Source organism: Lysinibacillus sp. OF-1 (assembly GCF_028356935.1).
Classification (GTDB): Bacteria; Bacillota; Bacilli; order Bacillales_A; family Planococcaceae; genus Lysinibacillus; species Lysinibacillus fusiformis_D.
Map to the genome: position 1 here is coordinate 2,221,348 of NZ_CP102798.1, position 21,985 is coordinate 2,243,332.

Here is a 21,985-nt window from a genome sequence, read left to right on the forward strand (position 1 = left end):
GGGGAGTGGTTGTATCAGGGCTTTTCAAGGTTTCGATCAAAACTAGTTATTATCATCTAGACAAAAAATTCTTTCAATCTTTCTTAATCAAATGTCCTTTACCACTGCCTCTAATGCTGTTTTATTTCCGTGGACATCCGAAATAATTGCAATTTTGCCCCTCCTAAATCATCTTTTGTATCTTAATAGCATTCTATAAATTATGACAGCATCCGCTACACAAAAAAATCCTCTACCTAATGCTGGTAGAGGATTTTTGGTGGAAATTAGCTTAAGCCTTGGCTGTCTTTCCACTCTAAGAATTCATCATATGTTAATTGTTTATCTAAAATTGAGCCGTCTTCACGGATTTCGATGACACGGTTGGCGATTGTTTGGATAAACTGATGGTCATGTGATGTGAAAATCATGGCACCTTTGAAACGAATTAAGCCTTCGTTCAGTGCTTGAATGGATTCAAGGTCAAGGTGGTTCGTTGGTTCATCAAGTAAAATCACGTTTGCTGTCGCAAGCATCATTTTTGATAACATACAACGAACTTTTTCGCCTCCTGATAGAACAGCAGGGGATTTTTTCACTTCTTCACCAGAGAATAGCATACGTCCTAAGAATCCACGTAGGAAGCTTTCTGTTTCATCGTCTGGAGAATATTGACGTAGCCATTCCACTAATGTTTTCTCAGAACCTTCAAAGTACTTGTCATGATCGTTTTCGAAGTAGCTTTGAGATGTTGTGACACCCCATTTAAATGATCCAGCATCTGCTTCTTTTTCTTCCATTAAGATATCAAGAAGGGCTGTTTTCGCCATTGGGCTACCAAGTAAAACGATTTTGTCTTCTTTGTTCATAGAGAAGCGAATGTCTTTGAATAATGTTGCGCCTTCATGACTTGCTGTCAAATCTTCTACTGTCAGTACATCATTACCGATTTCACGACCGATTTGGAAGTTGATAAATGGATATTTACGGCTTGATGGCTTAATATCATCGAGCTCAATTTTATCCAGCATTTTTTTACGAGATGTTGCTTGTTTTGATTTAGAAGCATTCGCAGAGAAGCGTGCGATAAACGCTTGTAATTCTTTAATTTTTTCTTCTTTTTTCGAATTTTGATCTTGCGCCATTTTTTGCGCTAATTGAGAAGATTCATACCAAAAATCATAGTTACCTACGTATAATTGGATTTTAGAGAAGTCCAAATCCGCAATATGTGTACATACTTTGTTTAAGAAGTGACGGTCATGGGATACTACGATGACTGTATTTTCAAAGTTAATCAGGAATTCCTCTAACCATTGAATCGCCTTTAAGTCAAGGTGGTTGGTAGGCTCATCGAGTAAAAGGACATCAGGCTGACCAAATAGTGCCTGTGCAAGTAAAACTTTGACTTTGTCAGAACCTTCAAGATCGCCCATTAGCATGTAATGAAGATCATCTGAGATACCTAAACCGTTTAATAATGTTGCAGCTTCTGATTCAGCTTCCCAACCGTTTAGCTCGGCAAATTCACCTTCTAGCTCAGCTGCACGCATGCCATCTTCATCTGAGAAGTCTTCCTTCGCATAGATAGCGTCTTTTTCTGTTTTTACGTCATAGAGGCGTTTATTCCCCATAATAACTGTGTCGAGCACTGTATGCTCATCGTATTCAAAGTGGTTTTGTTTTAGGACAGATAAACGTTCGTCCTTGCCCATGGATACGTTACCTTCTTGGGCTTCAATTTCACCAGAAAGGATTTTTAAAAATGTTGATTTACCAGCACCATTTGCCCCAATTAAACCGTAGCAATTTCCTGGTGTGAATTTTATATTTACGTCTTCAAATAGTTTACGATCGCCATAGCGAAGACCTACATTACTAACTTGAATCATGCAAGTTCCTCCTTTTTTCACAATGGCTCTAGTATAGCATGAAATATGTTCCATAGTCTATAAACATTATTAAATCAAGGTTTGGCGTTCTTTCAATAGTTTTTGTTAAACAAAAACTGAATAAAGATACATTTTTAAAATTTTTCTTGCTGTAACTTTCTTTTAGGATGAGACGTCTACATTGTAGTGTGATTAACTGTTTTTGCAAAAGAATAGAAAAATGACATCATTTACCACATGGATATTGTTTGCTTCTTCACAAAGCTATCAACTAAAATAATGCTGATTGTTTACATTCAAGGAAACAACGTCCTGATCATCACTGGTGTGTAGGCACGTCATCCCCGATTTGATTGCTAGCCGATCGTTCCTTTCAATCATCCTAGTTTTCGCAACTAGCATTGTCTAACAGATGGACAAAAAACATCCAATCCTCAAAAAATGATTACATTCATGAGTTTAGGTGAATCCTTTCAAACCAAAGAATTCCGTAGATGAGGCGTTTTAGTTAGCTTTACAGACATGCTTTCATATGGATGCACAGAAAATAGGACATTCAGCTCTTCCAAGAGGCGGAAATGATGATAAAATAAACATGTTTGTGGAAATATTAGTTATCGGAGGTACTTTATGGGTAAGGGCTTATTATGGACAGCCACTTGTGTAATAGTAGTTTTACTTGGGTTTGGAAGCTACTATTTTATAAAAGAAATGACGAACTCTATGGCATACAATAAATTAGTGGATGAGTATAAAAAGCCAGAGCCAATCAAAAATATAGAGACAGAGTATGATGTCATTGTTATTGGTGGTGAACCTGAGGGAGTAGCTGCGGCAGTGGCTGCGGCACGAAATGGTGCTAAAACTTTATTGGTAGAAAAACGACAAGAGTTAGGTGGATTATTTACATACGGAATGTTGAATTTCCTTGATATTCCGCGTGATGGTCGTAACAACTCAATTAGTGAAGGTATTTTTAAGGAATGGCATGAGCTGGTGACAGGGAAAGATGCGTTTGGCATTGTTGGTGCTAAGGCTGCCTTTAAAAAACTGATCGATGAAGAACCTAATTTAACCTTGTCGGTGCAAACCGAGGTCGTGAAAGCGAATGTTCATCAACAACAATTAACGTCAGTGGAATTAAAAAATGAGTACGGTACATATGTAGTGACAGGGAAATCATTTATAGATGCCACGCAGGATGCTGATTTTGCGGCCATGTCCAACGTTCCTTTCTTTGTGGGAGGAGAAGATATTGGCATAAAAGATAAACGCATGGCTGTGACATTAATGTTGCATTTGAAAAATGTCGATTGGGATGAAGTAAAAAAAGCGGCTAAATCCGATGTGTTTGGCGGTGCTAATTTGAATCATACCGTGATGTGGGGCTTTACAAAGCTCCATGATGAATACAAGCCTTTGCAAGAGGGTACACGATTAAGAGGGTTAAACTTAGCTCGTGTAGATGATGAATATTTTATTAATGCATTACAGATTTTTGGTATTGATGGCTTAAATGACAATTCGAAACAAGCTGCTATTGTCGCAGGAAAGAAAGAAACGTTACACATTCTAGAATATTTACAAGCGAATTTTCCAGGGTTTGAAAAGGCTGAAATTATTAGCTATCCAGAGGAACTTTATGTAAGAGAAACGAGACATATTTGGGCGGAATATCAATTAACGATGGCTGACCTGTGGAAAAATAGTGACCAATGGGATAGCATTGGGATTGCTTCTTATCCAGTCGATGTGCAAGCACAAACGCCGCATGATTATGGGTATGTCATTGCAGCGCCAAAGCAGTATGCTATTCCTTTCCGTTCATTAGTACCGAAGGACATTGATGGCTTATTGGTGGTTGGACGCTCTGCAGGGTATTCATCACTGGCGGCAGGTAGTGCGCGCATTGTTCCGACAGGGATGGTGACAGGTGAAGCGGCTGGGACTGCGGCTGCACTAGTCATGAAAGAGGATGTAACCTTTAGAGATATGAGCAAGGATAAACAGTTAATTGCTACGTTAAGAAAACAGCTCGACAAACAGGGAGCATATGTTGATTCATTTTCTATGGAGTACCCATATCAAGGGAAATGGTATGATGAAGCTATTCAAACACTCATTAACTATGGCCTAGTGGTGGGTGGTTATGATAATGATTTAAAAGTGGACAGCCAGGCGACAAAAATAAAGTTTGCTAAAATGTTAAAAGAGAGTATGCTACGAGCTGGTGGAGAAAGTGCAGCAGGTATGAGTGATCAGCTCGAAATTGTCATCAATAAAGTTTATAATAATGGCGAAGAAGCCATTGAACGTGATGAGATGGCTCAATATTTGGCTGACGTCCTCATTGGTGAATCCAATGCGACTAGCTGGGATACATTAAAGGAAAAAGGAATTGTCACTGAAAAAGTAGCAAAGAAAATTTCAGACAATAAGAAATTAAAATTAAAAGAGATGTACGCCATCATGGCTGATGTCATTCATTATGTAGAAAAGAAGCATTCCTCTTCTTGAGGAATGTTTCAGACTGTAGACAAGCTCGAAAAATTTGAGCGTTTGCCTACAGTTTTTTTATTTTACAATAATATAAAGCCGTTGATTTCCACTATGGGCAGCCTCACTCAGTCAGAGATCTCCTTTTGTTTCAAGCAACCTTTACATATAGTGTTAAACGGAAGTATTAAATTTGATCCTTTTGATTTAATCTATAGCTCATGAATGTTAACACTGAGGCTATGAGCGCTAAGATTCCACCAGCCCACGAAAGTTTGTCTAGACTGCCAGAAGCTACGACAAATCCTCCTATTGCAGAACCTAATGCAATCCCCACATTAACAGCAACAGGGGTTAATGAGGATGCAAAGTCTTTTGCAGAGGGAGAATATCTTTCAGCTAAATCCATGAAGTAGAGTTGGACAGTTGCATTAACAGCATATAGCATGACAGCCATTAACATAATAGTCAGTAGCCCTAACCACATAGAGGACATCGTAAAATACAGAGTAAATAAGATAATGGCCTGAATAATGAACGTATAGCGCAATCTACCTAAACCGTTATGCTGAGCAATCTTGCCAGCTAAAAGATTACTAAAGATTGAAAAGAAGCCATAGATTAAGAGAACAATACCTATGTATTTCGTTTCAATACCAAGTTTTTGTTGTAAAATGGGCGTAATAAAAGTATAGATTGTGTATGTTCCAGCAATCGTAAAAACAGGAATGAAGAATGCTAGAATGATTTTAGGTTGCTTAAATAAACTTAATTGCTCTGATAGTGAACTTTTTGTTGCTTTGATATTTCGAGGTAGCACAAACATGCTGATGATAAAGGCAATCCCGCCTAAAGCTGCCGTTAACCAAAATGTCATGTGCCAATTACTCCATTGTCCAACCATTGTTCCTAGAGGTACACCCATGACGTTGGCAATGGTAAAGCCCGCAAATATGAAAGCAATGATAGAGGATCTTTTTTCTTTTGGCATACTATCATTCGCTATGGACATGGCTAATGCTGTAAGTACGCCGCTGACAACAGCCGTAACAACTCTGGAAGTTATTAAAATACCATAGGAACTAGAGAGGGCACTTACAATATTTCCAAGTATAAAGAGGGAAATCAATACTAACATGAGTGGATATTTTGCAAATCTACTAACAAAACCGGTTAAGATGGGTGTACCAATCGCATAGGCGATAGCAAATCCAGAAATCAAGGAACCAGCTGTGGCAATTGGTATACTTAAATCTGTAGAGACCTCCGTTAATAATCCTACAATAACAAATTCACTTGTTCCCATGACAAACGTTAATAAGGTTAATGTGAAGGCTAAAATTTTATGTTTATTGCTAAATGCATTTTCTTTATTCATAATCAAAAAACATCACTCCTTTATATCAATATATCGAGAAATTTCGATGTATTGTGCAAATGTCTATAGCGTATCTATTTATCGTGAATAATCGATATGGCATTTTAAACAGAAACCCAATTTTAATCATTTTGGGTATCTGATACAAGAAACGAGGCAATTTGATGAATCGTTTCTTCTTTTAATTTATAATATGTCCATTGACCATGACGAAAAGATTCGAGAAGTCCAGCCTTTTGCATCATATTTAAGTAGTGAGAAACGGTTGATTGAGAAGTTTGAGCTTTCTCCTGAATATCACCAACACATACGCCTCCTTCGATACTCACTTTTGGGAAATGTTTCTCAGGTTCCTTCAGCCACTGTAAGATGTTTAGCCTAGTCTCGTTTGATAACGCTTTGAAAATTTCAATTGGTTCCATACCGCAATAATATATCGAATTATCTCGATATGTCAATTGCTAAGTACCAACATTATATTTAAAAAATGGTTGACGCCAATAAGGAAGTCCTGTAATATATGTCAAAATCATAGAAAAATTCGATGAAGAAGAGAGTAATTGATGGACAACTGGCAAGCGAGTTAGGGTTGGTGTGAGCCTAATGCAGAACCCATGAATGAAGCGCACTTTGGAGAAGATTCTCGAACAAGTAGTAGAGAATAGCGGGGCGTCACCTCGTTAACAATGGAAAGTGGTCATATTAAATGGCAACTAGAGTGGTACCACGGGATTATAATGCTCTCGTCTCTAATTTTAGAGACGGGGGCTTTTTTATTTGGACAGGAGGAGGATCAAGATGAATAAACAAATCGCTGAAAGTATGGCAGAAGTAGTAAATCATCAATTAACAGCAGATGATATTGCGTCATTATTAGAAAAACCAAAAAGCTCGGAGCTAGGGGACGTGGCATTTCCTTGTTTTACCTTAGCAAAAAGATGGAAAAAGTCACCACAAACTATTGCAGCGGATATAGCAAGTCAATTAAACAATGACAATATCCAGCGTGTGCAAGCTGTTGGAGGCTATGTCAATATTTTTCTAGATCAACAAAAAGTGACGCAACAAGTGCTAAGCAACATCATGCAAGCAAAACAATCATATGGAACTAATCAAACGGGGATGGGAGCTGTCGTCCTAGATTTTTCATCTCCTAATATTGCGAAGCCATTCTCGATGGGGCATTTACGTTCAACAGTCATTGGGAATGCTTTAGCCAATATGGCAGAAAAAAATGGTTATCAAGCGATTCGCATCAATCATTTAGGGGACTGGGGTACACAGTTCGGTAAGCTTATTGTGGCTTATCAATATTGGGGTGATAAGCAAGCCATTACAGCGTCACCAATTGAGGAGCTATTAAAGATTTATGTGCAGTTTCATGAAGAGGCAGAGCAAGACCCAGCACTGATTGAACAGGCACGTGCCGCCTTTAAAGCGTTGGAGGATGGCGATGCAGAGGCACTGGCATTATGGCAATGGTTCCGAGATGTATCATTAGTAGAATTTCAATCAATATACGAGTTGCTAGGAATTCACTTTGATGCTTTTACAGGAGAAGCCTTTTACAATGACAAAATGATGCCTGTTGTGACAGAACTACAAGAAAAAGGGCTCCTAGTGGAATCAGATGGGGCGTATGTTGTGGAGATGGAGGAAATGCCCCCATGCTTAATGACGAAAACAGATGGAGCCACGCTTTATGCGACACGCGATTTAGCTGCTGCCCTGTATCGCCAACAGCATTACCAGCCAGAAAAGATTTTCTACGTTGTTGGCAATGAGCAATCCCTCCATTTTAAACAACTTTTTCAAGTCATCGAAAAAATGGGCTATGCTTGGGCCAAAAATCTACAGCACGTCCCATTTGGGATGATGCTCAAGGATGGCAAAAAAATGTCGACCCGTAAAGGCAAAGTGGTGTTATTAGCAGATGTGCTAGCAGAGGCCATTGCGACGGCGAAGCGTAATATCGAAGAGAAAAATCCCCATCTTCCTAACAAGGAGCGAGTAGCCCAGCAAGTTGGGGTTGGCGCAGTTATATTTAATGATTTGAAATACCATCGCCTCAATGATATTGAATTTTCGATCGAGCAAATGATGAATTTTGAAGGTGAAACAGGTCCTTATGTACAGTATACGTATGCCCGTCTTTGCTCCATTTTAGAAAAAGCAAACGCCCCAGCTGAAGTGATGACCTTCCAGCCATTAGGAGAGCAGGCTTGGCCAATTGTTTTATTACTGGAGCAGTTTCCGAAAGTGGTAGCTACGTCTTTTGATCAGGCTGACCCGTCCCAAATAGCGAAATATGCCTTACAATTGGCCCGTTTATTGAATAAATATTATGCCCAACAGAAAATATTAGCGGATGATGAATATCAAGCGTCACGTCTAGCACTTTGTTCATGTGTTGCGATTGTCTTAAAAGAATCATTCGCCTTATTGGGCATTGAATTACCTGAAAATATGTGACATCTACTGAATCAAGATAAAAAATAGCCATTTTCAAGAAACTGTCCCAAGATTGACCGTCTATCGAAAACATGGTAAAAGGAGAGAGGAATAAATAAACAAACTCTTTCAGCAATGAATGTTGAGTGGCAGTAGAGAGGATATTGAACAAATGGCAAAAAAACAATGGACCCTTTCACTTATACTAGTGGTCATCAGTATATTTTTTGTTGCACTCAATATGAGACCTGCAGTAACAGGGATTGGCCCACTTTATAATGTACTGATGACATCCTTACATGTCTCCAATACAAGTATGAGTTTTCTGACATCCATCCCCGTTTTTTGTATGGGTTTATTTGCACCTTTGGCTGTACCGCTTCAGCGAAAGGTTGGCACGAAATCCGCCATAACATTTTTAGTGGCTATTCTCGTCTTTGCCAATGGACTACGCCTTTTACAAGAAAGCTACGCTTTGCTCATTGTGACAAGCTTTGCAGCAGGCTTAGCTATTGCGATGATTGGTCCTATTTTAAATGCCTTTATTAAGAAAAAGTTTCCACAGCGTTTTACGACCGTGATTGGCATTTATTCCTTCGGCATTGGCGTAGGTGCTACATTAAGTGCGGCCTTAACGGTGACATTTTATCAAATTTTCGGCAATAGCTGGACCGTCGCTCTGGGGATATGGGCTCTACTTGCATTAGGGACGCTAGTTATTTGGTTATGGGCCATACCATCACAGCAAAATGAACAAGTTCTAAAGATAACGACGACTGAATATGCTCGTAATCCTTGGACATCTGGACGTGCTTGGGCGATCTTACTGTACTTTGGCTTACAAACCTCGCTGTTTTTTTCGATGATGGCGTGGCTTACACCGCTGTTGCAGGATAAAGGCTTATCACTAGAGACAGCAAGTGCTATGCTGACGTTTATGTCTATTGTGCAAATGATCGGCAATATTGCAGTGCCGATGCTCATGGAAAAATGGTCAAGTCGAATGGTATGGATACTGGCACTAGGCTTTGTAGGATTAATTGGTTTCACGCTATTATGGCTTACGTCAGGCGTCTATTTATGGCTTGCTGTTTTATTAATCGGCATTGTTCTAAGTGGTCTATTTCCGATTGGCTTATTGTTACCGCTGGATGAAGCCAAAAATGATCTGGAGGCTAATAGCTGGTCATCCATGGTGCTATCAGGTGGCTTTATGCTGAGTGCAATTATTCCCATTATGATCGGGGTTTGCTATGATATCACAGGCAATCATACATGGACTTATAGCATCTTTTTACTGTTGATGGTGGGCATTATCGTATCGACAAGACTGTTAAGAAAAAAATAATCGAAGAAGACATGTGAAGCAATGCGCATGTCTTTTTTAATGAAAATTATTTTTAGGTCCAGTTATCCTCCAATCCTCATAGCAAATTTCGTATTTCATAAATAATAATAGGTAGAATGAAATATATTTAGCGGTGTTGTCGCATTTCCCTAACATTATTATATAAATAATAATATTATGTAAACTTGAAACATCACAAATCCTTGATTATGATAGATAATAGAGAATGATGAATAGAAAGTTTTGGTGAAGGTATGTATAAAAAAATGCTCGTGTTAGGAGCGACAGCTTTCCTCGTTACAGGCTGTGACAGTCAAATAGGCACAGGCTGGTTTCAAAGTAAAAATGCGGAGGTTCAAACAGAGGGGGCAGTGACCAAGCAAGAGGAAAAAATTGTCCCAGAGGTCAAAGTCATCGGAGAGTATGGTGTTGGGGCAGGCATTATTATAAAGCAGCAGGATAATCAGCTGTATATTTTAACAAATGGTGCATTAGTTGCTTCCAAACCGACGGCCCTTGTTCAATTTGGTCAAGACAAGCTAATGGCAGCAAATGTACATGTCATGTCAACAGCTCATAATCTAGCACTTCTACAAGTAACGTATAAAGCGAATGTGCATGTGCCAAAAACGTATGAAGGTGAGCTGAATCAGCTAGCCGTTTATGTGAATGGCTTGCCCTACACGATTCAGAAATATCAAGATAAGGTAGCGGCCTATTATATAGATGTGAAACAAGCTATGCCTTTAGGAAGTCCTGTGATGGAGGCTGAAAATGGAGCCATTGTTGGACTATATTTTAATCGTCAACAGCAAGGAGAGTCCCAGCCATACATATTGCCGATGAAGGAAATCCAATCATTCGTGGATAAATGGATTGAGGATGGCATGAAAGCCAGTGTACGATTGTCCCAATCCAAAAATTTATATCCCTATATAGAACAAGGTGACAAAGAAGCTGTACAGCAAGCAATTGAGCAATATGGTGAGAATGTGTTTGCGTATAATACAGATGAAATCAAGCTGTTTTTAGATACGTTCCATAAGCATTTAAAGGCGGCTGTGGCCATTCAGGATGCGAGTGTCATGAAACCAATTGTCGGAACAGAGGATTTACAAGAGACCTTGAATAGCATGGTTGCTTATTATGCTTCCAAACAAGCAAAGATCCATTTCTCTAATACCGATATTCAAGCTATTCGTATAGAAGGCCAGCATCTTATTCTACGTGCTAAAACGGAATATGTTTTGACGAATGCTGCAGGGCAGGAGGCACTTGCCCATTCCATCATACTGTATGAAATCGAAAAAAATGAACAGGGCGAGTACATGCTACTTCGTCTAACAAACGAGGAGTGAACTTTGCATGGAGCAAGCAAGACAAATGCTACAGCATCATTTTGGCTATGAAGCCTTTCGCCAAGGACAAGCCCAAATTATAGAACAAACATTACGAGGGCAGTCGAGCCTGTGTGTCATGCCAACTGGTGGCGGGAAATCCATTTGCTATCAAATTCCTGCATTAATGCTAGATGGGTTAACTATTGTCATTTCCCCCCTTATATCTCTGATGCAAGATCAGGTGGAGGCTTTACGTGCGGCGAACATTCCTGCCGCCTATATTAACAGTACGTTGTCGGCACAGGAAGTAGATGAAACGATGCAACTAGCGAGCGCAGGTTATTTAAAACTTCTCTATATTGCGCCTGAGCGATTGGAAAGTGTATCCTTTCTGCAAGCACTATCCTATTTACCTGTGCCGTTAATAGCGGTAGATGAGGCACACTGTATCTCGCAATGGGGGCATGACTTTAGACCAAGCTATCGCTCCATTCAAAAGCTGTTTACACTATGGTCACAAAAGCCCACGGTTTTAGCGCTGACAGCCACTGCGACACCAGCTGTCTGTGATGATATCCGCCAATTACTAACAATTGATGAGCAAGCGACAGTCATGACAGGCTTTTCACGTGAAAATTTGGCGCTGTCCGTACTAATTGGTGAAAATAAAGAACGTTATGTAAAAAATTATGTACAACAAAATAAACAGGAAGTCGGCATTATTTACGCGGCCACTCGAAAAGCAGTAGACGCGATTTATGACATGCTGAGTCGCTCTGGTGAAGCGGTTGCGAAATATCATGCGGGTCTGTCAGAGGACTTGCGAATAGCTGAGCAGGAGCGGTTTTTAAAAGATGAAGCACGTATTATGGTAGCAACGAATGCTTTTGGTATGGGGATTGATAAAAGTAATGTGCGCTTTGTGTTGCATTATCAAATGCCTCGTAATATGGAGAGTTATTACCAAGAAGCGGGTCGTGCAGGACGTGATGGTCTGCCGAGTGCCTGTATTTTATTATATGCTTCTGGGGACGTCCAAACACAGCGTTTTCTAATTGAACAAACACAGGATGAAGCACGTATAGCCCAAGAATTAGCCAAGCTCCAAACGATGGTCGATTATTGCCATACAGAGGGCTGCTTACAAAATGCGATTTTATCCTATTTTGCTGAAGAGCCAGAGGAGCCTTGTGGGCGTTGTAGTAATTGCAATGATGGGCGAGCAGTGACAGACGTGACTGAGGATGCACAAAAGGTGTTAGCCTGTGTGGTACGCATGGGACAAAAATTCGGCAAGACCATGGTGGCTCAGGTGTTGATTGGCTCCAAAAATCAAAAAATAACGGAATTTGGCTTTGCACGTTTATCGACCTATGGCATCTTAAAAGGAAAATATGCCTCAAAGGATGTTTCGAACTTTATTGAATTTTTAATTGCGGAAGGTTTACTTGCTGTGAAGCATGGGACATTCCCAACCATATATGTATCAGCGAATGGCAAGGAAGTACTGCTTGGCAATCGACAGGTTATGCGCAAGGAAGCTGTAGCAGTGAAGAAGCTGGTGGACAACGATCCTTTATTCGAACATTTACGCGTATTGCGCAAAGATATTGCAGATGAAGAAAAGGTGCCACCATTTGTAGTGTTCTCTGACAAAACATTGCGTGATTTATGTGATAAGAAGCCAGCCGTACTGGAGGATTTACGACAGGTGAGCGGTATTGGTGAGGTGAAATTTGACAAGTACGGTAAGCGATTCTTTGACGCATTACAATCGTTTTTAGAAGCTTCCGTGTAATAGTGCTTATTACGTAGAAAGAGGTGTCTCTCCATTGTGAGACACCTCTTTTCATTATTGTTCCCAGTGCTTTGTTATGAATGTATCACGGCCAGAAATGGCACGATCTTGCTGATAGTGTTCCGTCTCTTTTTTATAATAATCTTGGTGATAGTCTTCTGCTGGATAGAAGCGTTCAGCATCGCGAATTTTGGTTACAATAGGTTTATCAAAGCGTCCACTATTGGCAAGCTTTTCTTTTGAGGCCTCTGCGATTTGCTTTTGCTCATCTGTGTAGGTAAAAATAGCTGTTGTATAGGATTCTCCACGATCATGGAACTGTCCATAAGCATCCGTTGGGTCAATTTGCATCCAGTAAATATCCAGGAGCTGCTCATAACTAAAAATAGCAGGATCGAATTCAATTTCGACCACTTCTAAATGGCCCGAAGACCCTTCCTTAACATCTTCATAGGTTGGGTTTTCTAAATGGCCGCCCATATAGCCAGAAGTCACTTTATGTATACCGTCCCACTCGACGAATGGCTTCACCATGCACCAAAAACATCCGCCAGCAAATGTAGCTTTTTCGATCATTTACATCATCCTTTCTTTTGTGAAAATATTATAGCATTGTTTTGCTCGAAACTGAGTAATTAGGTGTAAAATAATGATGAGATAGAAAAACATGGAATAGCTGATTGCCAAAATGAAACTTTCTAGCTAATCAATCGTTACATTAACTATATCAAAATAGAGGAGTTAGTTGTTATGGAAGAGCAAGATTATACGAGACGCTCCCAACGTCCTAAAAAACGTAAATTACGTAAAGGGAGAGCAATTTTTACACTATTATTACTGTGTATCATTGTCATCGTCGGATATGCTGTCATGCAATATCGCAGCGGGCTTGAGCTGGCGAATGATACGAAAGTAGCGCAGGAGGATTTTTCTGGAGATACAATCAAAGGGGATATTGAGAACTATTTAATTTTAGGAGTCGATACACGCGGCGAGGAAAAATCTCGTACAGATACGATGATGGTATTATCCTGGAATAAAGCAAACAATGATATTAAGCTTGTGTCCTTTATGCGTGATATTTACGCAGATATCCCAGGCTATCAATCCTATAAACTTAATACAGCTTACTACCTAGACGGTGTACAGCTATTAAAGGATACATTGACAAATATGTTTGGCTTACCGATTCATCATTATGCCCTAATTGATTTTAAAAACTTTGAATCATTAGTGGACATTTTAGCGCCAAATGGTGTGGAAATGGATGTAGAAAAGGATATGTCTGAAAATATTGGGGTAGAGTTAAAGCAAGGTGTTCATCATTTAAATGGACAGGAGCTATTAGGCTATGCTCGTTTCCGTCACGATGCTGAAGGAGATTTCGGTCGTGTTGCCCGTCAGCAAAAAGTCATTGAGGCTTTAAAAACAGAGCTATTAACGCCTACGAACATGTTAAATTTACCAAAATTTGTTGGAGCTGCACAGGGCTATATAACAACCGATTATTCATCTGCTGAGGAAATGCAGCAAGTGCTTAAATTGCTATCTAAAGGTAAGGTCAACATTGAAAAAGCAACGATTCCCATCGAAGGTAGCTATCAATTCCAAAACTTTAGTCATGCAGGCGATTCCATCGTCATTGATGTGGAGCAAAACAAAGCCTTTTTAAGTGAATTTTTAGGTATTTCACTGGAGTGATGTTTCGCAAAAACCAACATTATCCTGTAATATAAAGGTAGAGCATTTGGATTGGGGTGGATATATGGAAAAAGAAAGACCAAAAGAGCGTTCAAGCCTACTAGCAACCAAGTTTATTCGTTTTTTAGGTGGTAGAAACCTATTATTTATGCTGGTGATTTTATTACTAGTTGCATGTGTTATTTTTATGTTTAATCAGGTTTCCTTTATCTTTACCCCGTTACAAGTATTATTTGAAGTAGTGATTTTACCAGGGGTACTAGCCGTCATAGGCTACTATTTATTGCGTCCATTGTTGGCGATCTTGGTCAGATGGCGAATCCCAAGAATTTGGGGGATTTTAATACTCTACGTTGCGGTTATTGGTGTCATTACACTACTCGTTGTGTTAGTTTATCCATTTTTACGCGACCAGTTCACGAACTTAGCACAGGAATTCCCAGAGTATTTCATGAAGTTTACACAAAATATCGTTGCATTCTTGAACAATTCACGTTTTAACGATTATTTAGATAAAATTAATTTTGATTACAATGAAGTGGTTAAAAACTTCACTACAGATATGGTGAAAACTGTAAGGGAAACAGCTGCAAATGTAGCACAAGGTGTGGCCACAGGTATTACGGGCTTCCTTTCAACCTTAACGGGTATTGTGCTATCACTTGTAACGGTGCCATTCATTTTATTTTACTTATTAAAAGAGGGCGAAAAATTACCGAAATTTATGCTGAAAGTGTGCCCACCACGTATGCGTAAAGAAGTCACTGAAATTTTCCATGACATGGACAAGCAAATTAGTTCATACATACAGGGGCAAATTTTAGTATCTATGTGTATTGGAGCAATGGTGACCATTGGCTTTTTAATCATTGGCATGAAATATGCTTTATTGCTTGGATTCCTAGCGATGATTACAAGTGTAGTTCCTTATTTGGGGCCAGTCATTGCCATTACACCAGCCGTTATTATTGCCCTTGTCACATCTCCATTGATGTTGATTAAGCTGGCGATTGTATGGACGATTGTTCAATTAATCGAAGGAAAATTCATTTCTCCTCAAATCATGGGGAAATCACTCAGTATTCACCCGATCACGATCATTTTCGTCTTATTAACGGCAGGCTCATTATTCGGTGTTCCTGGTGTTATTTTAGGGATTCCAGGCTATGCGATCTTTAAGGTGCTGGTGACCCATTTATTCAAGCTCTTTAAACAGCGTTACAACCGTTACGAAGATGATGTTCATCAAAAATATGATGTGTGATAAAAACAGCTACTGCCGTTTGACAGTAGCTGTTTTTTTAATGTGTGTTATCCTTATTAGTAGATTCATCAAAAGGATGGGGGAAAAGGGCATGACATACATACCGATTAATTTTCAAGAAAAATTAACTAAGTTTCAAGAGCATTGGTCTCCGAAAGTGATTGCTGAAATGAATGATTATCAATTTAAATTAGTTAAAGTACAAGGGGATTTTGTTTGGCATAAACATGATGATACGGATGAAGTGTTTATCGTCATTGAAGGGCAGCTAATCATCGAATTCAGAGATGGAGAAGTGCGTTTAAATGAAGGAGAGATGTTTGTCGTACCACGCCATGTTGAACATAAACCTTATGCGGCTTCTGGGTGTAAAATTCTACTTGTAGAGCCGATGGGGGTTGTCAATACAGGCGAAGCACAATCAGAGCTAACTGCTGAAAATGATGTGTGGATTTAACATTCCTGAATAGTCATAGTAAAACCCTTCTAACAGACAAGGTTAGAAGGGTTTATTATTTTTCAAAAGCACTAGCTTTGTGCCAGTAATTGCACTTGTGCTAAGCGATCAACAGCTTCTTGAAGAAGTTCCTTTGGTTGCACCAATGCTAAACGTAAATAGCCTTGTCCAGCCGTACCAAATACGGTGCCAGGAACGGTTACAACGCCAACTTGTTCAATTAATTGAAAGGCTAGTTCTGTACAGTCCATATCGAACGGATATTTTGCCCATACGAACATTCCACCATCAGATGGTGCGGCTTCCCAGCCTAATGCTTGTAAGCCGTTCATCAGGGTTTTATGACGTTCTGAGAATGTGGCACGTAAGCTTTCCGTAATTTCTTCTGCGTTATCAAGTGCGACGACAGCTGCATCTTGAATAGGCTCAAAAATACCGAAGTCTAAATTTGATTTTAATTGCTTAATAACGGCGATCATTTCAGCATTTCCTGCGATATAGGCAATACGCGTTCCTGCAAGACTAAAGCTTTTGGAGAGGGAGTTAATCTCCATGCCGACTTCTTTTGCACCTGGTGCTGCAAGGAAACTAATCGGACTGTCACCTGTAAAATAAAACTCGGAGTATGCCGCATCATGAAGGACGATAATATTATATTTTTTGGCAAAGGCAATGACTTTTTCAAAATACGCTAAGGACGGCATCGCTGGTACAGGATTCCCTGGTAAGTTTAAAATCAATAGCTTTGCTCTCTCAGCAATTTCTTCTGGGACAGCGTCTAAGTCAGGTAAATAACCATTATCGGCCGTTTGAGGCATGTAATAAGGTGTTGCCCCTGCTAAGTGAATTCCTGCATCATAGGCAACATAGGCTGGGTTTGTGGATAACACGATGTCTCCTGGGTCACAAAAGGCTATCGGTAAATGGACAAGGCCTTCTTGAGAGCCAATAGTTTGAATAATTTCCGTAGCGGGATCTAAATCGACATGGCTACGACGCTTATAGTAGCGACTAACGGCTTCATAAAAACGCTGTGTGCCTGTCAGTGTGTAGCCGTAAGATTCAGCTAACCCTGCGCGATAAGAAAGATGCTCACGTATTTTGGCATGTGGAGGAAGATCAGGGCTTCCTAAGCTTAAGTCAATCAAGGTCATGCCCTTTGCTTGCTGCTCACGGGCAAAATTTTTCAAATCTCCGAAAATTGCTGGTGTAAATAATGACATTTTTTTAGATGGTACGATTTTCAAAACTAGTACACTCCTTATCGTTGTATAAAGTGCAACGTCAATCCGTAGATGATTCTCTTGTCTACGCTAATTGTTTGTTTGCACAAATCGGGCTTTAACAGACCATTGTTTGCTTACGGGCCTGTTTATGCGAGATAACAGAATAGTAGTACACATTTTATCATACTAAAGCACAGAAATGGGCAGATATTCTGAAAAAAGAAAATATTTATATAATGTAGAGGATGTGTGCATAGGCTAGCGAAAATAGATTGTCTGATGTTGGGATAAGCGACTATAAATACCTTCAAAGAGAAAATTGTATTATACTGAGTATAAAGTTTTTCAGATGGGGAGAGCACGCATCTTAACGATTGAATAGCTGACTCAGTAGTGAACGATATGTTGCAAGGTTTCACTATTGTCTGCGCCGTAACAGAAACAACCTCCTTTTTACAAGATCGGACATAGACTTTGCTTACAGCTATACATACTGAATAGTATTAAAGGATAGCCATCGTATTGATGTTCCCCTATTATTGACAGTGGCAATGCTGGATGAGTAGGGGCAAAACAAACTGCCTATGCAAGTGTACGACGAGGCAGTCTTTACAAAACATGATGAATCGTTCAGCATTACGATTTTCAATTGTCTACAGCCAAGATAGAGAGGTATTAAAAAAGCTATATGCCAGCGGACTAGCGGGCATTGTATGTAAAAACCTACGCAGCTGCTGACTATGATACTATGCGGAATACCATAGTTGCGGCATGCACACTATTTCGAAGCATGTATGATACTACCTGATACGCAAACCATTTAGTAAGGGAGGGAGAGGGCAGTGAAGGTATATTCGTTAAGTGGACCAAGCGGCACAGGCAAAAGTACGAGTGCCCTTGCCTTTGCTCATAAATTAGGAGTGGAGGCTATCATTGATGATGGTCTTCTCATTGTCAATGGAATAAGAGTTGCTGGCATTTCTGCCAAATTCGAAAAAAATACAATTACCGCTGTACGACGTGCCATTTTTACGGAACAAGAACATCGTGAGGCTGTCAAAAAAGCGTTAGCAAGTCATAAGGTGCAGTCCATTTTACTGATTGGGACATCCACTAAAATGACGAATAGTATTGCTAAGCAGCTAGATCTTGGACCCATTGAACATTATTACGATGTGGAGGATGTTCGTTCCTTTAAGGAAATTCAAAAAGCTCGTTTTATTCGTCAAACGCAGGGCAAGCATGTGATGCCAATTCCTTATCGACAAGTGGAGCAAAACTTTTTTAAACGATTGGTACAAAAGGGCATGGAGATTTTTTCATCAAAGCGCGAAAAAATCGGGGAAACAACGATAGTGCGACCTGATTTTCAACGGGAGTACATTGAAATTAGCAAGCATGTTTATGTTCAGCTACTGACGTATTGCTGTAGTCAACAAGCAATTGTACAAAAGGTGGAACAGGCCCAATTTTTGTTAGGAGATCAGGCTCAAGCTATTCTGACCATACAAGTAAAGCTACCGATAGATTATCCATTAGCAGCGCGTTTACTAGAGCTACAGCAGGCGGTGCAGAAGGCGTTTTATTTACAATTTGGCTATGAATTAGATGCGATTCATGTTCATGTCAAGACGGCTATACAAAAGAAAAAGTCGTGAAAAACAGGTACTCCCAACGCACTTTGCGACGAGAGTACCTGTTTTTATTTTGGTTGACGGCTGAACTGTGGCTGACGTTTTTCCACAAAGGCACGACAGCCTTCGGCGAAATCGCTGCCTACAAACGGTGAAGAGCCTTGCCATAAGGTCGGCACACTATCGAGACATTCTTGAACGGATTGCTTCACAGCAAGCAAGGACTCTGGTGACATGCCTGCCACAAGCTTGCCCATGCGAATCATATATTTATTTAAATCCTTTTCGGCTACTAAGTAGTTAAGCATCCCAAGCTTGAAGGCTTCCTCCGCTTTAAACATGCGTCCTGTAAAGACTAAGTCCTTTGTGGTCGCAGGGCCAACGAGCTGTACTAAACGTTGCGCAAATTTATTGTTTATGGTGATGCCTAATTTTCCGACAGGAATGCCGAGCTTGGCTTTGTCTGAGCCAATGCGGATATCACAAGCTAATGCCAATTCTAAACCAGCGCCCATCGCAGGCCCGTTGATGACGCCGATTGTTGGAATCGGAAGGCGCTCAATTGTGGAAATGGTTTTTTCCATATGTACAAACGCCTCCTCGGCTTGTTCAAGTGAGATGGCATTAAATTCTTTAATATCAGAGCCTGCGGTAAAGCTTTGACCAGAGCCTCGTAAAATGAGTACTTTATTTTTCGGATTGTCTAATACTTGTAGTGCAATCTTTGCTAATTGATCCCACATGTTTGCGGTTAACGCATTTTTTGCCTGTGGTCGGTGAATCGTAATTATCGCTAGTCCAGCTGTTTCTTGATAAATGATTTTTGCATCTTCTGCTTCCAATCGTGTCGTCTTTACTTGCATAGTGGAAAGCCTCCTACGTATTAATGTCTATCTTTATTATATAACACAATCAACTATAAACACGAAATGATATGAATTTTCACATAAAATTGCGTTGTTATACAAGAATGTAGGGAATAGTTAGCATTTATTGTTCTATAACAGGGGAGCGGAATTTACTATTGTAAGAAAGCAAAAGATATGAGAAACTACTGTAGGAACATACGTTTCTTATGCACGTAAGGGGCATTTGAAGACTGGAAGCGGCTTGTGTATCGATATTACAGATTATCCGACACTAAACTATTATAAAATGAATTGAAACACACGCACCCAAAATATAGTAAAATAAAATGACATGACGCACAGCAAACAAGGAGGGGCAATATGGTCACACTCAAGGAAGCATGGAATAGTTACATCTTACTGCTGCAATCATTGAAAAAAAGTGCTGCCACAAAAAAGCAGTACAACATAGATGGACAGCAATTTTTAACGTTCGCCCATGAACACCAATACTTGTATGTGGATCATCAATTAAAAAATCTATTACAGCTTTATTGTGACTATCTCAAGGAAACCTACTGCAATATCAATACATTTAACCATAAAATAGCGACATTGAGAGGCTTTGTAGACTTTATTTTTTTACGAGAATGGGTGACACCTTTTGATTATCAGCCCATTTTACAGCCGAAAAAAAGGCAAAAAGAGGTGCTGCAAGTACTGACCAATACGCAGATTATGCAAATTGCCAACGTCTGGCCAACCTATTTTCAATATGCAAAAACAGAGGAGCATGCTTGGCTGGCTAGACGCAATGGCTGTATAGTCCAAATGTTGATGGAAACAGGTTGTAAGCCTGCAGAGCTTGTGCGAATGAAATGGACTCATTTTAACGAAGAAAAGGCAACCCTTTTTATTGCGAATCGAAATGGCCGTCGAGAAATAAAATGTTCTCCTGTACTAATGGACATGCTAGCTCAGTATAAACTAGCGACAACAGTTTTACATGGGCAAGAGGTAGGGGAATGGGTTTGGGTAAGTGAGGCAACTATTGTGAAGCCAATTTCAACGAAGACGGTGGAGCGTATTTTTCAAACGATGTCACAAGATATAGGAAAAAACATAAGAGCAACCGATTTGCGATATACCGTTATGCAACGGGCTTTTCAGCAGGAAAAAACGCTGGAGCATATCCAACAAGAAATGGGCTATGTGAGGAAATGGGTGCTGACAGAAAGACAGCAACGCTTCGAATAAAAGCGTGCAGTAATCGCGATTTATCACCATTACTGCACGCCTATTATAAATGATTCAATGCTTTGACACTCACTTTGACCGTTAAATCATGCTTGCCTCCACTATAAACACCTTCAACAGGGCTAATATCACTATAATCGCGACCTATACATAAAATAATATGATTTTCTAAAACTTCTACATTATTTGTTGGATCAAGACCAATCCAGCCAATACCTGGTATCATGACTTCCACCCAGGCATGTGTAGCACTATCACCAATGAGCGCTGAATTTTCATCCACATATAAGTAACCACTGACATACCGAGCGGGAATGCCTTTAGCTCGCAAAACAGCTAGCATGACATGGGTGAAATCCTGACAAACACCCCGTTTTAATGCAAATGCCTCACTTGCTGTTGTCGTTACAACTGTCGCTGTAGGATCATACTCAAAGCTAGCATATAAATATTGCATTAAATTAAGTGAAAAGAGCACTGGATTTTCAGCATGACCAATCGCATGATAAACTTCCTCTAATTGCTGATCGGTCATAAAAGTAAAATGAGTTGCTTTTAAATACGGTAAATAATGCTCATAAAATAGCTGTGAATGGAAAATGGTCTGCATTTCGGGCGAATATTGAATACGATGAATAAATGGTGCACGCTGAATACTAACAATCGAAGATGTATGAATTTCGAGTATTTGATGCTGCTCCGGTATATAAAAAGAACCAACTGTATTACCCCAAATATCCGTATGCTCACGGGTCAATGAGGAGGGCGTAATAGCAATTCGATACGATAATAATCGCTGCCGCTCATCACTGCGAGGCTTTAAACGAATCGTATTCAAGCTTTGATCGACTTCAGACTCATATTGAAAAATATTGGTATGCTGAATTTCAAATTTCATCGTGTCCGCTTCCTTCTG

The 21,985-nt window shown here is 39.8% G+C and carries 17 protein-coding genes and 1 other annotated feature; of the genes, 10 read left to right on the plus strand and 7 right to left on the minus strand.

Annotated elements, in window-relative coordinates; translation table 11 throughout:
- Window positions 1-266: 266 nt before the first annotated feature.
- A complete protein-coding gene (locus tag NV349_RS10800) occupies window positions 267-1,871 on the minus strand; it encodes an ABC-F family ATP-binding cassette domain-containing protein (protein WP_036125988.1) in 1,605 nt (534 codons plus the stop codon).
- 630 nt (window positions 1,872-2,501) lie between these two features.
- On the opposite strand from NV349_RS10800, the gene NV349_RS10805 reads away from it, so the two are divergent.
- Entirely contained in the window at window positions 2,502-4,388 is a 1,887-nt protein-coding gene (locus NV349_RS10805) for an FAD-dependent oxidoreductase (RefSeq protein WP_036125984.1), read from the plus strand.
- Between the two features lie 166 nt (window positions 4,389-4,554).
- Here the strand turns inward: NV349_RS10805 and NV349_RS10810 are convergent, their stop codons facing one another.
- Window positions 4,555-5,745: an MFS transporter gene (locus NV349_RS10810; RefSeq protein ID WP_271913567.1), complete on the minus strand. Its 1,191-nt coding sequence runs from the start codon at window positions 5,743-5,745 to the stop codon at window positions 4,555-4,557.
- A gap of 122 nt (window positions 5,746-5,867) precedes the next feature.
- Window positions 5,868-6,167: an ArsR/SmtB family transcription factor gene (locus NV349_RS10815; RefSeq protein WP_271913570.1), complete on the minus strand. Its 300-nt coding sequence runs from the start codon at window positions 6,165-6,167 to the stop codon at window positions 5,868-5,870.
- A 113-nt stretch (window positions 6,168-6,280) separates the two neighbouring features.
- Window positions 6,281-6,499: a binding site (T-box leader), on the plus strand.
- Window positions 6,500-6,543: 44 nt separating this feature from the next.
- Here NV349_RS10815 and argS point away from each other — a divergent pair.
- From argS to recQ, 4 genes are all read left to right on the plus strand, one after another.
- The gene (argS, locus tag NV349_RS10820; RefSeq protein WP_271913399.1) at window positions 6,544-8,217 is read left to right on the plus strand and encodes an arginine--tRNA ligase; all 1,674 of its coding nucleotides are present in this window, start codon (window positions 6,544-6,546) and stop codon (window positions 8,215-8,217) included.
- 151 nt (window positions 8,218-8,368) lie between these two features.
- Entirely contained in the window at window positions 8,369-9,544 is a 1,176-nt protein-coding gene (locus NV349_RS10825; protein WP_271913401.1) for an MFS transporter, read from the plus strand.
- Window positions 9,545-9,798: 254 nt separating this feature from the next.
- Window positions 9,799-10,902 carry a hypothetical protein gene (locus NV349_RS10830; protein ID WP_058844425.1) on the plus strand — a complete coding sequence of 368 codons (1,104 nt, stop codon included), beginning with the start codon at window positions 9,799-9,801 and terminating at the stop codon, window positions 10,900-10,902.
- Between the two features lie 7 nt (window positions 10,903-10,909).
- The gene (gene recQ / locus NV349_RS10835; RefSeq protein WP_271913403.1) at window positions 10,910-12,682 is read left to right on the plus strand and encodes a DNA helicase RecQ; all 1,773 of its coding nucleotides are present in this window, start codon (window positions 10,910-10,912) and stop codon (window positions 12,680-12,682) included.
- Between the two features lie 54 nt (window positions 12,683-12,736).
- Here the strand turns inward: recQ and msrA are convergent, their stop codons facing one another.
- The gene (gene msrA / locus NV349_RS10840; RefSeq protein ID WP_082673741.1) at window positions 12,737-13,258 is read right to left on the minus strand and encodes a peptide-methionine (S)-S-oxide reductase MsrA; all 522 of its coding nucleotides are present in this window, start codon (window positions 13,256-13,258) and stop codon (window positions 12,737-12,739) included.
- Between the two features lie 174 nt (window positions 13,259-13,432).
- Here msrA and NV349_RS10845 point away from each other — a divergent pair, with 174 nt between their 5' ends.
- The 3 genes from NV349_RS10845 to NV349_RS10855 all read left to right on the plus strand — a co-directional run bounded on the left by NV349_RS10845 (window position 13,433) and on the right by NV349_RS10855 (window position 16,104).
- On the plus strand, window positions 13,433-14,383 hold the full coding sequence (locus NV349_RS10845; protein WP_036126458.1) for an LCP family protein: 951 nt from the start codon (window positions 13,433-13,435) through the stop codon (window positions 14,381-14,383).
- 64 nt (window positions 14,384-14,447) lie between these two features.
- Window positions 14,448-15,647 (plus strand): AI-2E family transporter, encoded by a 1,200-nt coding sequence (locus NV349_RS10850; protein ID WP_058844423.1) that lies wholly within the window; start codon window positions 14,448-14,450, stop codon window positions 15,645-15,647.
- Window positions 15,648-15,738: 91 nt separating this feature from the next.
- The gene (locus NV349_RS10855) at window positions 15,739-16,104 is read left to right on the plus strand and encodes a cupin domain-containing protein (protein ID WP_271913405.1); all 366 of its coding nucleotides are present in this window, start codon (window positions 15,739-15,741) and stop codon (window positions 16,102-16,104) included.
- A 71-nt stretch (window positions 16,105-16,175) separates the two neighbouring features.
- On the opposite strand, the gene NV349_RS10860 is transcribed toward NV349_RS10855, so the two are convergent.
- Complete coding sequence (locus tag NV349_RS10860) at window positions 16,176-17,351, minus strand: aminotransferase class I/II-fold pyridoxal phosphate-dependent enzyme (protein ID WP_271913407.1); 1,176 nt, start codon at window positions 17,349-17,351, stop codon at window positions 16,176-16,178.
- An 821-nt stretch (window positions 17,352-18,172) separates the two neighbouring features.
- Here NV349_RS10860 and NV349_RS10865 point away from each other — a divergent pair.
- Window positions 18,173-18,988, plus strand: a complete 816-nt coding sequence (locus NV349_RS10865; protein WP_036126442.1) for an AAA family ATPase — start codon at window positions 18,173-18,175, stop codon at window positions 18,986-18,988.
- Window positions 18,989-19,032: 44 nt separating this feature from the next.
- Here the strand turns inward: NV349_RS10865 and NV349_RS10870 are convergent, their stop codons facing one another.
- Window positions 19,033-19,827 carry an enoyl-CoA hydratase/isomerase family protein gene (locus NV349_RS10870; RefSeq protein WP_036126440.1) on the minus strand — a complete coding sequence of 265 codons (795 nt, stop codon included), beginning with the start codon at window positions 19,825-19,827 and terminating at the stop codon, window positions 19,033-19,035.
- A gap of 366 nt (window positions 19,828-20,193) precedes the next feature.
- Here NV349_RS10870 and NV349_RS10875 point away from each other — a divergent pair, with 366 nt between their 5' ends.
- Window positions 20,194-21,069 carry a tyrosine-type recombinase/integrase gene (locus tag NV349_RS10875; RefSeq protein ID WP_271913411.1) on the plus strand — a complete coding sequence of 292 codons (876 nt, stop codon included), beginning with the start codon at window positions 20,194-20,196 and terminating at the stop codon, window positions 21,067-21,069.
- 43 nt (window positions 21,070-21,112) lie between these two features.
- Here NV349_RS10875 and NV349_RS10880 read toward each other — a convergent pair whose 3' ends face one another.
- A complete protein-coding gene (locus NV349_RS10880; RefSeq protein WP_036126429.1) occupies window positions 21,113-21,967 on the minus strand; it encodes a transglutaminase family protein in 855 nt (284 codons plus the stop codon).
- Window positions 21,968-21,985 lie beyond the last annotated feature (18 nt).

Coding starts and splice junctions, on each gene's coding strand:
- NV349_RS10800 (WP_036125988.1), bottom strand. CDS start 1,871: ATGATTCAAGTTAGTAATGTAGGTCTTCGCTATGGCGATCGTAAACTA.
- NV349_RS10805 (WP_036125984.1), top strand. CDS start 2,502: ATGGGTAAGGGCTTATTATGGACAGCCACTTGTGTAATAGTAGTTTTA.
- NV349_RS10810 (WP_271913567.1), bottom strand. CDS start 5,745: ATGAATAAAGAAAATGCATTTAGCAATAAACATAAAATTTTAGCCTTC.
- NV349_RS10815 (WP_271913570.1), bottom strand. CDS start 6,167: ATGGAACCAATTGAAATTTTCAAAGCGTTATCAAACGAGACTAGGCTA.
- argS (WP_271913399.1), top strand. CDS start 6,544: ATGAATAAACAAATCGCTGAAAGTATGGCAGAAGTAGTAAATCATCAA.
- NV349_RS10825 (WP_271913401.1), top strand. CDS start 8,369: ATGGCAAAAAAACAATGGACCCTTTCACTTATACTAGTGGTCATCAGT.
- NV349_RS10830 (WP_058844425.1), top strand. CDS start 9,799: ATGTATAAAAAAATGCTCGTGTTAGGAGCGACAGCTTTCCTCGTTACA.
- recQ (WP_271913403.1), top strand. CDS start 10,910: ATGGAGCAAGCAAGACAAATGCTACAGCATCATTTTGGCTATGAAGCC.
- msrA (WP_082673741.1), bottom strand. CDS start 13,258: ATGATCGAAAAAGCTACATTTGCTGGCGGATGTTTTTGGTGCATGGTG.
- NV349_RS10845 (WP_036126458.1), top strand. CDS start 13,433: ATGGAAGAGCAAGATTATACGAGACGCTCCCAACGTCCTAAAAAACGT.
- NV349_RS10850 (WP_058844423.1), top strand. CDS start 14,448: ATGGAAAAAGAAAGACCAAAAGAGCGTTCAAGCCTACTAGCAACCAAG.
- NV349_RS10855 (WP_271913405.1), top strand. CDS start 15,739: ATGACATACATACCGATTAATTTTCAAGAAAAATTAACTAAGTTTCAA.
- NV349_RS10870 (WP_036126440.1), bottom strand. CDS start 19,827: ATGCAAGTAAAGACGACACGATTGGAAGCAGAAGATGCAAAAATCATT.
- NV349_RS10875 (WP_271913411.1), top strand. CDS start 20,194: ATGGTCACACTCAAGGAAGCATGGAATAGTTACATCTTACTGCTGCAA.
- NV349_RS10880 (WP_036126429.1), bottom strand. CDS start 21,967: ATGAAATTTGAAATTCAGCATACCAATATTTTTCAATATGAGTCTGAA.